At 54.3% G+C, this 14,200-nt stretch carries 14 protein-coding genes; 9 read left to right on the top strand and 5 right to left on the bottom strand.

The annotated features are described in order from the left end of the window. The first annotated feature begins 3 nt into the window (after nucleotides 1-3). Nucleotides 4-1,245: an MFS transporter gene (locus LF95_RS21735; RefSeq protein WP_073957305.1), complete on the top strand. Its 1,242-nt coding sequence runs from the start codon at nucleotides 4-6 to the stop codon at nucleotides 1,243-1,245. Further along, nucleotides 1,245-1,706: a hypothetical protein gene (locus tag LF95_RS21740; protein WP_073957306.1), complete on the top strand. Its 462-nt coding sequence runs from the start codon at nucleotides 1,245-1,247 to the stop codon at nucleotides 1,704-1,706. Before LF95_RS21735 ends, LF95_RS21740 begins: the two co-directional genes overlap by 1 nt. Before the next feature lie 82 nt (nucleotides 1,707-1,788). On the opposite strand, the gene LF95_RS21745 is transcribed toward LF95_RS21740, so the two are convergent. From LF95_RS21745 to LF95_RS21755, 3 genes are read right to left on the bottom strand one after another with little or no spacing between them, the layout of a single operon-like run. Further along, the gene (locus LF95_RS21745) at nucleotides 1,789-2,892 is read right to left on the bottom strand and encodes a siderophore-interacting protein (RefSeq protein WP_073957307.1); all 1,104 of its coding nucleotides are present in this window, start codon (nucleotides 2,890-2,892) and stop codon (nucleotides 1,789-1,791) included. A 44-nt stretch (nucleotides 2,893-2,936) separates the two neighbouring features. Continuing rightward, nucleotides 2,937-4,049: an ABC transporter substrate-binding protein gene (locus LF95_RS21750; RefSeq protein WP_252509856.1), complete on the bottom strand. Its 1,113-nt coding sequence runs from the start codon at nucleotides 4,047-4,049 to the stop codon at nucleotides 2,937-2,939. 60 nt (nucleotides 4,050-4,109) lie between these two features. Then, the gene (locus LF95_RS21755) at nucleotides 4,110-6,272 is read right to left on the bottom strand and encodes a TonB-dependent siderophore receptor (RefSeq protein ID WP_073957309.1); all 2,163 of its coding nucleotides are present in this window, start codon (nucleotides 6,270-6,272) and stop codon (nucleotides 4,110-4,112) included. A gap of 292 nt (nucleotides 6,273-6,564) precedes the next feature. Between LF95_RS21755 and LF95_RS21760 the strand changes: the two genes are divergently transcribed. The 7 genes from LF95_RS21760 (at nucleotide 6,565) to LF95_RS21790 (ending at nucleotide 13,173) form a co-directional block, all read left to right on the top strand. Continuing rightward, nucleotides 6,565-7,212 (top strand): TetR/AcrR family transcriptional regulator, encoded by a 648-nt coding sequence (locus LF95_RS21760; protein WP_073957310.1) that lies wholly within the window; start codon nucleotides 6,565-6,567, stop codon nucleotides 7,210-7,212. Between the two features lie 241 nt (nucleotides 7,213-7,453). Next, complete coding sequence (locus LF95_RS21765; RefSeq protein WP_073957311.1) at nucleotides 7,454-8,488, top strand: LacI family DNA-binding transcriptional regulator; 1,035 nt, start codon at nucleotides 7,454-7,456, stop codon at nucleotides 8,486-8,488. An 11-nt stretch (nucleotides 8,489-8,499) separates the two neighbouring features. Further along, nucleotides 8,500-9,510, top strand: coding sequence for an ABC transporter substrate-binding protein (locus LF95_RS21770; protein ID WP_215905734.1), 1,011 nt, complete (start codon nucleotides 8,500-8,502; stop codon nucleotides 9,508-9,510). After that, entirely contained in the window at nucleotides 9,511-10,419 is a 909-nt protein-coding gene (locus tag LF95_RS21775) for an ABC transporter permease (protein ID WP_252509857.1), read from the top strand. It begins immediately after the preceding gene. Continuing rightward, a complete protein-coding gene (locus LF95_RS21780) occupies nucleotides 10,416-11,240 on the top strand; it encodes an ABC transporter permease (RefSeq protein ID WP_371440840.1) in 825 nt (274 codons plus the stop codon). The genes LF95_RS21775 and LF95_RS21780 overlap by 4 nt, the downstream gene beginning before the upstream one ends. Further along, entirely contained in the window at nucleotides 11,237-12,322 is a 1,086-nt protein-coding gene (locus tag LF95_RS21785) for an ABC transporter ATP-binding protein (protein WP_073957313.1), read from the top strand. The genes LF95_RS21780 and LF95_RS21785 overlap by 4 nt, the downstream gene beginning before the upstream one ends. 20 nt (nucleotides 12,323-12,342) lie before the next feature. Continuing rightward, on the top strand, nucleotides 12,343-13,173 hold the full coding sequence (locus LF95_RS21790) for a phosphodiesterase (protein ID WP_073957314.1): 831 nt from the start codon (nucleotides 12,343-12,345) through the stop codon (nucleotides 13,171-13,173). 35 nt (nucleotides 13,174-13,208) lie between these two features. Here LF95_RS21790 and LF95_RS21795 read toward each other — a convergent pair whose 3' ends face one another. Next, a complete protein-coding gene (locus LF95_RS21795; protein WP_073957315.1) occupies nucleotides 13,209-13,679 on the bottom strand; it encodes an acyl-CoA thioesterase in 471 nt (156 codons plus the stop codon). A gap of 21 nt (nucleotides 13,680-13,700) precedes the next feature. Further along, nucleotides 13,701-14,180 (bottom strand): MarR family winged helix-turn-helix transcriptional regulator, encoded by a 480-nt coding sequence (locus tag LF95_RS21800; RefSeq protein ID WP_143182144.1) that lies wholly within the window; start codon nucleotides 14,178-14,180, stop codon nucleotides 13,701-13,703. Nucleotides 14,181-14,200: the final 20 nt, after the last annotated feature.

Consider the following 14,200-nt stretch of genomic DNA (forward strand, 5'->3'; position numbering starts at 1 on the left):
TTGATGTCGGGCATAAATGCAGATGCGGCGGGGGCCATCCCCGCCGCATGGCGCCGACATGGCGTAATCCTTTTCGGGCTTAACGCGCTTTATGTCGGGTTTGGCATGATTATGGGCGTGGTGAATGGCGGACTTCCGACCGTCATGCGTGCCCAAGGGATTGATATTTCCACGGCAGGGTGGATTTACCTTTTGTATCTTCCCTTTGGGCTGACTTTTTTGTGGGCGCCGTTGATTGACCGCCTGCGCCTGCCGTTCCTGTCGAGCAGGACTGGCTGGATCGTCACCATGCAGGCGATTGCGGTTTTGGGGCTTGTTATTGTTGCCTTTAGCAACGGGGCCTCACCGCTTGTTTTGTTTGGGCTGGGTTTTGGCGTTGTTCTTGCCATTGCCACAATGGACATTGCGCTTGATGCGCTTGCGGTGCGGATTGTGGCACCCGACTGGCGATCGACGGCGTCGGCGACCAAGCTCGCGGCTCTTTCGATCGGCACGATGATTGGTGGCGGGGTTTTTGTGGCGCTCGCCGGTGATCTGGGATGGCGGGTGACTTTTCTTGTGCTGGCCCTGGCACTTGTTGTGTTGCTGTGCCCGGTGCTGACGCTTGGAAAACGCGATGAATTGACCGGAACAGGAACAGAGCCTGCCAAAAACAGTCGCAAAGCAAGCCTTCTGAGGCTTCTGCGGGATGCCAGGTTGCGCAAGAGGCTGATTTTGCTTTGTATAGCCTGTTCCATCATGTTCCCGCTTGTCGGGTTAAATCGGCTGATGCTGGTTGATATTGGTGTGCCGGTTTCTGAAATCGGATGGATTGTCGGCACCCTTGGTCCGTTATCGATGTTGCTGACATCTGCGGTATCCATCCCCCTGATGCGCTATCTGGGCCTTGAGCGCAGCATGCTGATCTTTGCCGCCGTTGCCTTTGCCGCGATTGGTGCCATGACGTTTGGTTTTGCGTTTGAAAACCGGTTGGCGGGTATTGGCGGGGCGATTGCAATCGGGGCGGGGGTTAGCGGCATATACGTTGTTCTTGCGACAAAAATCATCGGATGGTCGGCGGGAACGCAGCCAGCCACCGATTATGCCGCCTATTACGGGATCAGCCGACTTGCCAGCACCCTGATGACGGTGGCGGCAGCACAGATTGTAGCGTTTGTAAATTGGGGACTGTTTTATGGCTTCGGGGCGATTGCGCTGCTGGTCATGGTCGTTCTGTTGCTGGCTCTTATTGGAAGAAATGATTGATGTCTGATGTTGACCTGGTGCCTTCTGGTTTTGTTGGGCCTGCGCCAAGCCCGGTTTTTTTTGATATGTCGGCATGGCCGATTGCCTTTGTCCGGTTTCCCGAACTTGATGACGCGGACCGTCTGGAAGGGGTGCTTGGCGGGCTGGAACGGCTTCTGGATCAGAAGGTTCCCTTTGTTGCCGTTTGGATACCTGCGAGCCATGACCATGATGACGAACCGCATGAAGATGAAATCGCATCCAATAAATGGATCAAACAGCATCGCGATGCGCTGAATACCTATTGTAAGGGCTATGTCTACATCACGCGCGACACCGCACTTGCGGCTTTGTTAACGGATCGTATCGCCATAATATCGGGAAGGCTTTTTACGTTTCCGATGAAGGTGGTGCAAGACCACAAAGAAGCCCTGCAAGCAGGAGAGTATATGTTGTCCAGCAATGGTGTTTCGCCAGGTTGATACTGTCATGTATAACCGGTTTTGAGGGAGCGTTTGCGAGGAAGACAGGCTTTTGCGGTTTTCCTCGCCCCGTTTTGAGTGGTCAGATCTTTTCAGATCCGGCGGCAATGACATCTTCCTCACTCATGCTGCGACGCCAGTGGGCAAAGGCGACCAGTCGCGATTTGGGAATGCCAATTTCTGTGCGCAAATAGGACCGTATATCGTTAAAGCCCGTATATTCCGTCCCGACCCAACAAAACAGGGTGTCGGAATGTGCTGAAAGGTCGAGTATGCGGAGTTTTTCGATCAGGACTGTGCTTGTCCCCGGGGCATCTCCATTGCGACAGAGCCAATGGATTTGAAAGCCTTGTGGTGCGTTCAGGATCTGGATTTCAGATTTATCGGAGACTTCAATTAAGGCATTTCCTCGTGCATTGGTAGGTAAACCCTCCAGAATGCGGGCAATACCGGGCAGGCCGGTTTCATCACCGATCAAAAGATATTCGCTTGCCGGTTTGGGGCCGTTCCCTGCCGGGCCCAGCATGCCGACACTGTCTCCTGGCTGTGCGGCCATTGCCCAGGATATTCCGGGGCCAGGAGATTTATGAATGACAAAATCAATATCAAGCGTACCGGCTAATATATCGATCTTGCGGATTGTATAAATACGTGAGGCGAGCTTGCCTCCTTCGGGCCAGATGATTTTGCCGTTATCATCAAGTTTGGGCCACTGGGCTTGGCTGTGCTTCCCGTGCGTTTTGGGAAACATCAGGCGGCAATGGATTTGATCCGGGACGGCATATTGCGCCAGATTTTCCCCGCGAAATCGAATACGCCGGATGCCCGGACTGGGGTGTGCGGTTTCCAAAACGTCGAGGATGCGCAGGTCTGGCGGGTAGGTGGCGCCAATGGCATCACCTGCCCAGTCAAATTCAATGGTTTTTGGCTGGGTAATAAAATCGATCAGAATGGTGAGGTCATGTTTCAGGCGATTAAACGAGGCGGGTTGGTTTGCCGTGACGTGAATATGGAGCTGACCGTTTTCGGGAACGAGAAGTGCGGTGCCCAGTGGGGAGGAAAAAAAAGCCGCGTCCTTACGGGGTTCGTGCTCCATATTATGCGCACACAGCAAATCAGTAATATTTTGAAATTCCTGCCAAATGTCGGGAAAGTCGAGTGTGGCGCTGGCTGTATAAGTGGACATCATCTCTATCCTTGTTGTTTTTCTTTCCGGGAGGTCCGCAGGTGTTACCTTGTCGGATCGTCTTTCAGGGATATCCAGCAGGGCGGGGCGAGAGGCTTGCCAAGGAAGCGATGATTGATTTCCTCCAGTGTGTCGCCTGGATCAAGATCGGTGAAAATGTCGGGATGGAGCCATTTTGCCGCCACCTCCAGAAACAGGATTTGCAAGGGTGCAATGGTGAGAAGCCCGGTCCAGATACAATGAACCCGATCATTTTGAACGGCCGGAAGTGTTGCAAAGCCGGTACGTTCTGTCAGACGTTTCAACCCGGCGCGCGCAGATACCGGATCAAGGCCCGGCCCGACGGCTGGGCGCATGTCGGCGGCATATGCGCCGCCAGTGGCGATATAAACGTCAGGGGCCTCTATCATTAATTGTTCTGTTGAAACATGCGCATACCACGGGGCCTTGATCGCCGATAAATTGCGCCCGCTCGCCTGCTCTAGCAGATTTCCCCATATCTGTTGGCCCGCAGCCCAGCAACAGTCCTCATAGGTTGACTGAATTTCAAGATAGGTTTTGGTTGGTGCGACATTGCCAAGTCGCGAAGCAATGATCCGGCGATGTTTATCGACAAATGCAATGAACTCCTCTGCCCTGCTGGAGGAACCCAGAATTTTGCCCCACATCCGCATCAAAGCGGCCGTTTCATCAAATGGATTTGACCCGGTATCTGTGTGGGTAATCGTATTTGACGAGACATTGCTAAAAACAATTGGAATATTGGCCCGGCTCAGGCGTTGGGCCAGTTCACCTGTTCCCAAATCCGGGACGGAATAGGCGGTTGCCACCACCAGGTCGGGTTGAAGGGCGATGATTTTTTCATGCGATAGGGTGTCTGGCGATGAGCCGCCAACAACCTCGATTACTGTTCCGTCCGGGCGTTGTTCATAGGTCTTGCGAAGGGCTTCACTATCTAACCGGGCGGTGTCGGCCCATCCTGCCACCAGTTCGGACGGGGCGGGGTGCAGCATGGCAATTGCCAGAATGTCACGGGCATCAAGAAGCACAATGCGTTTGACTTTCTTTGGAAGCATGACACTGCGCCCGGCCATGTCGGTAATGTGAGTGGCGGGTGCGACATCGGTTTTTGCGATGGCCATCGCAGGAACAGCCATCGCAGTGCCGAGAAGCAGGGAAAATTTCCGTCTGTTCAAAAGCATGTCAAAACGTCACTTTTACCATTTATATCGAAGACCCAGCAGGAACTGTGCACCGTTGCCATACTGGCAGTAATAGTTCGAGCTGCAGCTTGAATAATATTCCTTGTCAAACAGGTTGGTGACGTTCAGCGTTGCTTCCGCGCCGTTAAGCGACGAATTGACACGGCCAAGCGGGTAACTGAGAGCCGCATCCACCAGGACATAGCCATCGGCTTTGACGGTGTTGGCGCTATCAGCAAAGCTGCTACCGACAAACCGCAGGCCGCCCCCCACAGCAAGGCCATCAAGCATGCCCTGGCTAAAGTGATAGTTGGCCCAGGCAGACCCGTAATATTTTGGTGCGGCCTGGGGGCGTTTGCCAATATTGCTGGCGGTGGTGGATTGTGTGACTTCGGTGTTGATCAACGTTGCTGCAGCGATCAGTTCGAGATTCTCGGTGGCCTGGCCACGGGCCTCCAGCTCAATCCCGCGAGATCGAATTTCGCCTTCCTGGACCTGGAAATTGGTATTTACCGGGTCCGGCGTCAGGACATTTTCCTGTACGATATGGAAGGCGGAAACCGTGAACAAGGCGTTCATGTCGCGCGGTTCAAACTTGATACCCGCTTCCCACTGTTTTGCCTTGGTCGGATCAAACGGGTTTTTGGCAGCATCAACACCGACAGTTGGCTCAAACGATGTTGAATAACTGACATAAGGGGCAAGGCCATTGTCAAATTCGTACAGCAAGCCAGCGCGATAGGAGGGTGAATGACTGGACTGATCATCGGTCGTGCTGGAAAGACGTTTAAGCGTTTCCTGTTTGGTCCAGTCGTAACGGGCTCCCACTAACGTATGCCATCCGCCAACTGTGACCTGATCCTGAAGATAAAGACCGGTTTGCTGCAAAGTTTGCCGATTGTCGATATAGGTGGCGAAGGGACCAAATGCGACGCCGTATTGCGGGTTGGTCACACTTAGCGACGGTGCGGTTCCCACTTGGTATTTCCATTCACTGACCGAGCGTTGAAAATCGATGCCAGCAACGGTGGTGTGTTTCAGGGCCCCGGTTGCGAATGTAAACTGCGCACTATTATCAGATGAAACCCCATCAACATTTTCGGTCGATTTGGTTGCCTGACGGGGAAGGAGCCCCCCTGCCGTCAACGTGCCCGTCATCTGGATGCCTTGAAAATCCAGATCCAGTGCCGAATATCGCGTTGCCGAACGGATGCTGACGGTGTCATTGATGCGATGATCGAAATGGTAGCCAAAGCCATATTGTTGGCGATCGTAGCTTTCATACGTGGGATCGCCGATATTGAAGTCACGGGCAAGTGCGCCGCGATATTGTTCCGGTGCCAGGAATTTGGGATAGATCGAGTTAAAGTACCCGCCCTCCGGGTCATCCTGATAATAGGCCTGAACGGTAACCGAGGTATCGGTTGTTGGCTGCCACGTTAAGGCGGGGGAAATTGCGAGGCGTTCTTCATTTACATCGTCATAGCGTGTTCCGGCGCGCCGCGCGATCCCGGTGATGCTGTATTGCCATTGCCCGGTTTTATCGAGTGATCCCTGGCTGGTCAGTCCTGTTTGAACCCGATTGTGCGAACCATATTCAACCCGGGCTTCGTTGTAGGAAACATCGCTTGGCGCACGTGAAATCTGGTTGACCATCCCCCCGGGGCTGGTCTGTCCATACATCACGGCGGATGGTCCCCGCAGCACATCGATATGATCAACCAGAAAGGCATCAATTGACGGAAGGGCAAATCCCTGACCGCGCGGCAGGCGCAACCCGTCGAGAAAATCAACGATGCGGGTAGATGTGCCAAACCCGCCATATCCGCGCATGAACAGGCTGTCATATCGGCTGGTCGTATCCGGTGTGGACAAAACGCCCGCACTGTAATTCAACGCATCTTTGACACTTTGCGGATTTTGGTCATCAAGTTGCCGGCGGGTAAGCGTGCTGATGGATTGCGGAATTTCCAGAACCGGTATTGATGACTTGGTTGCTGTTTTTGGCAGCTCGTCAACATAGGAATCCCGGGTTGTGTTTTGATCTGGTGCATCCGCCTCGATTTCGATGGTCGGAAGCGTTACCGCCGTATTTTGTGCAAGGGCAGCAACGGGGCTCAGGATTGTGGAGGTCGCAAGCAATATCATGCGCGCACGCATCGGAGATATCACTGTCATCAGTCGAAGCCTTTTCTGTGTCGTCGCTTTGCGGGGAAGCAGATCGTGGTTTTAATGCGTATCATTATTAATTGCGACTCATGTAAAACAAACGGGACGGTTCCGTCCAGTTAATTTTTCAAATTTTTTAACATATTAGGAATATCGTCATTCGCAGGCTGGGATTGCCCGTGGACGCTGCTTGTCCCATTTGCTAGGAACATCGCAGGTTTGTTCCAAGGCGCTGTTTGTTCAGAACAGGCATAATTCACCGACACGCAACCGGGTGCTGTGGACGATAAAGAGAGGGATCATGACAAAAACTGTCGCGCCCAAACGGCGTATGGGACGCCCGCCAAAAGAAGATTCTGTCGAAACATCCAACCGGATTATCGAGACGGCAGGGCAATTATTTGCCGCCCAGGGATATGCTGCAACATCGATGGAGCAGGTTGCCTCGGCCTGCAACGCCGGAAAAGATACGATTTATCGCCGGTTTCCCTCAAAGTCGGATTTATTTGCGGCGGTGGTTGGTCAATTGCGTGCCGGCGTTCTGGACAATCTTGAACAGGAAATCACGGCAATAACCGGAAGTGGTGATGCTCTTGAACGGTTGCGCCTGGTGGCCTGGTGGTTTTTATCGGTTAACCTGCGTCCCGAGATGGTTGCTTTCAAACGTATCGCCATGAGTGAGGCAGTCGTATTTGGGGCTGCCGATCCCGATCAAACGGGCACGGACCCGATTATGGGCCGCCTTGTTGAACTTGTGGATGATGCGCAGCAGGAAGGGTTTTTACGGCATGGTGACCCGATAACAATTGCGGACCATTTGATTCACTCTATCGTTTTTGGCCCGTCAAACCACGCCATGCTGGGCGGACGGAACTATGATGACGCGGCTGCGCGGAGCGACTATTTCCAACGGGCTTGGGATTTGTTTTTGCATGGGGCTGCCGGGTAACAGGTCTGCTGCTTAAAAAAGCACTGATGCGGGTTTGCCTGCTAAACCATAGTGGCGGGGAAAAACAAATACCCACGGCAAGGCAGACCCGGGATCTGATCAATCGCGGTGATCGTCCTTTGTGAAATCCCTTGCTTTTCTGCCAATGTAAACGTTTCAAACCTTCATAAAAACGCAATAAATGCGTTATCAGACTGACTTGTAACTTCCGTATGGTTGGGGGCGTTACAGGAGTTTTCGAATGTCCCCCAAGCCCACCATGCGTGATGTTGCGCGAAAGTCAGGTTTGTCGATTGCGACGGTTTCGCGGGTGATCAATTCGCCCGACGATGTCCCTGCGCCCACCGTCGAAATCGTTAACGCCGCCATGCGTTATCTGAATTACCGGCCCAACATCAATGGCCGCCGGTTAAAAATGCGCCACACCCGCACAGTGGGCGTTTTGGTGCCAACCCTTGCCAACCCGGTTTTTGCAACATCCGTTCAGGGCATTGAACAGGCAGCCCATGCCGAAGGGCTGACTGTTCTTCTGACATCCTCGAATTATGATCCGGATCGTGAAATGGGGGCAGTTTCAGCCCTTTTGAACAACCGTGTCGATGGACTGATCCTGACATTGGCCAATGCGGATAACAACCCCGTGGTGGATTTGCTGCTGGCGGAAAAAATTCCGTTTGTTTTGTTGTTTAACCAGCCCAGCCGGGCCGATATTGCCGCGATTAGCGTTGATAACGCGCAATCCGCCTATGACATTGCCCGGGCCATGATTGAATGCGGGCACCGGTCGCTGGCGATGGTCGCAGGCCGGTTTGAAAGTTCTGACCGCTCGCGGCAACGATATGACGGATTTCGCCGCGCCCTTGCCGATGCGGGCATCAAGACTGATTCGCCGCATCTGGTGCAGGTGGGGTTTGGCGAGACGAACCTGATCGAACCCCTGCGAGATTTATTATGTGGTCCCGCTGCCGTGACCGGGCTTGTATGTTCGACCGATATGCTGGCGATTGCGGCAATAAATGCCTGTCGCGCACATGGTTTTTCCGTACCCGGTGATGTGTCGGTAGGCGGTATTGATGGAATTTCGGTGGGTGGGCTGATCACGCCAAAGCTGTGTTCGGCAGTTCAACCCACCCAGGAGATGGGCCGGCAGGCGCTTGCATTCCTGCGCGGCCTGATTACGGGGCAGTCAAACCCGCAAAGTTTGCTGCTGCCCCATCATCTAAGCGACGGGGAGTCCATAGGACCTTTCCAACGCCGATCATCAACCCGAATATAGGAAGATCAAAGGTGCGTTTCAAACAACTTGTTATGGGTTTGGCATTGGCGGCTGTGGCCGCTGGCACACAGCCCGCCTTCGCCGACGAAGTTGCCATTTGTTATAACTGCCCGCCGGAATGGGCCGATTGGGGTGGGCAGCTTAAGAATATTGCCCGTGACCTTAAAATCGATGTGCCCCAGGACAATAAAAATTCCGGCCAAACGCTGTCGCAGCTTCTGGCGGAAAAGGATAACCCGGTCGCAGATGTTGCCTATTACGGTGTGTCCTTTGGCATCAAGGCCAAGGAGAAAGGCGTGGTTGCCAATTACAAACCCGCCAATTTCGATAAAATTCCCGATGGTTTGAAAGACAGGGACGGCGCATGGTTTGCCATTCATTCCGGCACCATTGGCCTGTTTGTCAATACCGCTGCCCTGGGCGGTGCGCCGGTGCCGCAAAGCTGGGCGGATTTGTTAAAGCCGGAATATAAGGGCATGGTGGGCTATCTGGATCCGTCCAGCGCGTTTGTTGGTTATGCCGGTGCGGTGGCGATCAACCGGGCGATGGGTGGCAGGCTGGATAATTTCACACCGGGTATCGAATTTTTCAAGAAGCTCAAGGAAAACGACCCGATTGTCCCCAAACAAACGGCTTATGCCCGTGTTTTGTCGGGCGAAATTCCGATCCTGATTGACTATGATTTCAATGCTTATCGGGCAAAATACAAAGATGCGGCCGATGTTGCCTTTGTCATTCCGACCGAAGGTACAGTTGCCGTTCCCTATGTCATGAGCCTGGTTAAAAATGGTCCGCACCCGGAAAATGGCAAAAAGGTTCTGGATTATGTGCTGTCCGATGCCGGGCAGGCCCATTGGGCAAATGCCTTTTTGCGTCCGGTGATTGCCTCGGCCATGTCGCCCGAGGCATCGGCCAAGTTCCTGCCCGCATCTGATTATGCCCGTTCCCAGCCGGTGGATTATGCCAAAATGGCCGAAGTCCAGGCTGGCTTTAGCGAACGTTACCTGTCCGAGGTGCGTTAAGTGTCGTCGCTTCATACAATAAAAGGGGGGCGTTCGCGCCCTTCTTTGCCATCCTTTATGGTCGGGCAGGTGCGCCCCGGTGTGGGAAGCCCCGCCATTCTGGCGTTATTGCTGACACCCGGGCTGATCATTGTCGCGGCATTTTTCCTGATCCCGATGGCGCTGGTTGCCATGCGGGTGGCGGACGGCCCAGATGGTTTGGCAACCTATTTTATTATTCTGACCAATGGGCGCTATTTTGCCAGTTTGGTGCAAACCCTTGTGATGTCGGCGGGGGTAACGATCACGGCCCTGGTTTTGTGCGGGATTTGCGGGCTGTTTTTGGTGCGTAATCATTTTGCCGGGCGCAATGTGATGATTGCCCTTTTAACCCTGCCTCTGTCATTTCCGGGCACAGTTGTCGGCTTTATGGTGATCATGCTGGCCGGGCGGCAAGGGGTGATCGGCAGTGTGACCGACGCCTTGTTTGGCGACAAACTGGTTTTTGCCTACAACATTGCCGGTTTATTTATTGGTTATCTTTATTTTTCGATCCCGCGGGTGATTTTGGCGGTGATGGCATCGGCCGAAAAACTGGACCCGCAACTTGAAGAAGCCGCCCGCTCGCTGGGCGCGCCAACATGGCGCGTGATCAAGGATGTGATTTTGCCAGGGTTAATGCCGGGGCTGATTTCGTCGGGCGCGATCTGTTTTGCCACCGCGATGGGGGCCTTTGGCACCGCCTTTACCCTGGCCACCGACATCGATGTGTTGCCGATGGTGATTTATACCGAATTTACCCGTAACGCCAATGTGGCCGTGGCTGCCGCACTCAGCATTGCACTGGGTCTTTTGACCTGGGCGGTGTTAACCGCTGTTCGCTGCTTTGCCGGAAACACGGCCTCCTCTGGCACTGGCGGAGGGGCATGACCATGCAGCGCGACGCCAAGTTTTATACCCAGCTTTTGCTCACCATTGTGCTGTGCCTTTTTATTGTGGTGCCCGTCGTCATGTCGGCATTGGCCGGTGTGACGGTGAATGTTTTCAAGGGCCTGTCATCGGGTTTGACATTACGCTGGATCTTTCAGGTTTGGGACCTTTATGCGCACAGCATTTTATTATCCGTGATGATTGCGCTGGCCTGCCTGGTGGTGACATTGCTCGCCGGGGTGCCGCTGGCCTATGTACTGGTGCGCAGGCCCGGCCGTTTGACCCGCATTTTCGAGGAATTATTGACCCTGCCGGTCGCCATACCGGGCCTGGCTTTGGCTCTGGCCCTGTTGATCACTTATGGCGGGGTTAGTGGCTATCGCTCAAGCTGGCTGTTTATCCTGACCGGGCATGTCCTGTTTACGCTGCCCTTTATGGTGCGTTCGGTGGCGGCGGTGATGGCGGCAATGGACATCAAAATGCTTGAGGAAGGGGCGGCAAGCCTGGGGGCCGGTTTTTGGCGGCGGTTTTTCACCGTGATCATCCCCAATGCCAAGCCGGGCATTCTGGCCGGGGCCTTGATGGTGGTGACATTATCGATTGGCGAATTCAACCTGACCTGGATGCTCCATACCCCGCTGACCAAAACCCTGCCGGTTGGCCTTGCCGATGCCTATGCCTCAATGCGTCTTGAGGTGGGCAGTGCCTATACCCTGATTTTCTTTGTTTTGATTATGCCGTTGCTAATTGCGATGCAGGCCCTTGCCCAACGGGGCAAACGCCCGCGCAAGCGCGTTGATACGGCGGAGGATAGGTTATGAGTACGCAAATCAAATTGCGCCATTGTGCCAAAACCTTTGCCGATGGTACGCGCGCCCTGGCCCCCTTTGATTTGACGATTGAAGGCGGCGAAACCATAGTGCTGCTGGGGCCGTCCGGGTGTGGCAAAACCACAATTTTGCGCATGATTGCCGGGCTGGAATTTCCCGATGCGGGCGGCATGATCACCTTTGATGGCGATGATGTGACCCGTCAGTCGATTGAAAAGCGCCGGGTGGGCATGGTGTTTCAGTCCTATGCCCTGTTTCCCAATATGTCGGTGGCGGAAAATGTCGCCTATGGGCTGAAGGTTAATGGCGTTTCGGCAGCGGAACGGCAAACGCGCGTCGCGGCGATGCTGGAAATGATGCACATTGATATGCTGGCCGACCGGCGGATTGACCAGCTTTCGGGCGGGCAGCGCCAGCGTGTGGCCCTGGCGCGCGCCATTGCTGTGCAACCGCGTGTGTTATTGCTTGATGAACCCCTCACCGCGCTGGATGCGAAATTGCGGGTGCGTCTGCGGACCGAGATTAATGCGCTGTTGCGCAAGCTGGGTATTACGGCGGTTTATGTCACCCATGATCAGGAAGAGGCCCTGGCACTTGGCGACCGCATTGTGGTGATGCAAAAGGGCGAAATCGCCCAGATCGGCACCCCGCGTGAAATTTACCGCAGCCCCAAAACCCCGTTTGTCGCCGATTTTGTGGGGGCGGCCAACCGGCTGGCGGGCGATATGCGCGATGGGCGCCTGCATATTGGAAGCCGGGTGTTTGAGGCCGTAGAGGGCTGGAACACGCATAATGATATGATCAATCAAACCGGCCCGGTGGAACTGTTCTTTCGGGCTGATGGCCTGTCGGTCTGTGATCGAGAGGACGCCCATTTTACCGGTCGCATCGAAGCCGTTGCCTATTTGGGCGATAAACAGCGTTTGACCGTTTCGGGCATCGGCCCGCAGGCGATGATGATTGATACCCATGCCGATGATCTGACCAGGGTGGGATCGGATGTGCATTGCCGGTTCAATGTCGAACGGCTCACGATATTCCCGGCACATAATGCAGATTCTGGCGCGATTTAATCAGGAAAGACATAACAAAAATGCTGATTGCACAACTCACCGACCTTCACATTGCGGCGGGCCGCAGGCTGGCATATCGCAAGGTGGATACTGCAGGCGCGCTTGAAAAGGCGATTGATCATGTAATGACGATGCTTCCGCGCCCGGATGTGGTTTTGTTTACAGGCGATATTGGCGACCTTGGCACGGATGAGGAATATGCGCTGGTCGCCGAAATCCTGGCAAAGCTGACAATCCCCTATTTCATGGTGCCGGGTAACCACGATCGTCGCGGGCCGCTGCGGGCGGCATTTCCCCATCCCACGCCCGTGGCCGATGGGGCCGGTTTTGTCAATTATGTGGTGGATGATTTTCCCCTGCGCCTGATCGCGCTTGATACCCTGGATGAAGGCAAACCAGGTGGCATTTTGCCACCTGCCCAGCTTGAGTGGCTGGAAACCCTACTTTCGGATGGCACAGGCAGGGACTGCGCCATTTTCATGCACCATCCGCCGTTTCGTACTGGCATTGTGCATATGGATAAGCAAAATCTGGGTGCTGGCGCGGATGAATTGGCACGCATTGTTGTAGAACATCGCGACACGATCCGGGCGGTTTTTTGTGGTCATATTCATCGGCCGATACACACAATCTGGTCCGGGGTGCCGGTGATGGTCGGCCCGTCGGTTGCCCATCAGGTGGCGCTGGATTTGCGCGCCGACGGGCCATCGGCCTTTGTGATGGAACCCCCAGGCCTGCATCTGCATGTTTGGGATGCAAATGCCAAAAGTCTGACGACACATCTGTCTTATATTGGGCGTTACGACGGGCCACATCCGTTTTTCGGACCGGACGGCAAGTTGATTGTTTAGCAGCTAGACGGTCTGCCACTGTGGTCCAGCAGGTCTTAAACCGGGTTATGAACTGTTTCCTGGTGCAGGGACTGATGGATCGAGATGTCGCTTGAGAGCGCGGCTTTGACATTCTCCGGAATTTCGACAGGGATAATGCCGTTCGGATTTTCGGGGTGGGCGCGCGCCCAGACGCGCGTTTGGGTCGCTTCAAGCAACGTTGTATCGCCCAGGGTAAAGTGATGGGCGACGTCAAAGGATGTGCGGCCCCAGCGAGACACCGTAATGTAATGAACAATCAAATCGCCCAGACGGGCTGGGGCCTTGAACACCGCATCGCCGCGTACCAGCGGGGTGCCGCGAAACGCTTCATCCTTTTTCATGATGGGGGCCATATCATGCCCGGCTGCGAAAAACAGCTCCAGCAGGCCGCCTTCCATCCAGTGATAGTAATTTGGGTTATAGACGATCCGGGCGGGGTCACAATGGCCCCATTCAATGCGAATTTCGCGCGTCAGCTTCAGCATCTGTTTTGGCCTGTTTCCGGGTTATTTCACTTTTTGAATGCGGATCAGCATCTGCACCAGTTGTTCTTTTTCATCAGAACTGAAATCTTCCAGCAGTTTGTCCTCGTGATGCTGAACCGCCCGGCTGGCATCGTTAAACAGGGCTGTGCCCTTGTCCGTCAGGCGCAGGGCATAGACCCGCCGGTCAGTGGGGACCTTGTTGCGCACAATCAGTTCGCGTGATTCAAGCTCGTCAATCATCACAACAATGTTCGACCGTTCCATTGCCAGCGAGCGTGCCAGGTCGGTCTGGCTGATATCCGGGTTTGTATTGATTACCGCAAGCGCACTAAAGGTGGTGGGTTTTAAGTCCAGATGTGTCAGGCTGGCGACAAAATCGCTGTGCAGCGACATATAGGCGCGTTTGAGATTGTAGCCGATAAAGCCGCGCAACTGGCTGTCGGGCACAAAATCGGCATTGTCCATATCAGGATTTGTGTTTTTCTTTTTCCTTGTTTGCAAGGGCGTCTCCTTTTTTGGCG

The organism is Thalassospira sp. TSL5-1 (assembly GCF_001907695.1).
Classification (GTDB): domain Bacteria; phylum Pseudomonadota; class Alphaproteobacteria; order Rhodospirillales; family Thalassospiraceae; genus Thalassospira.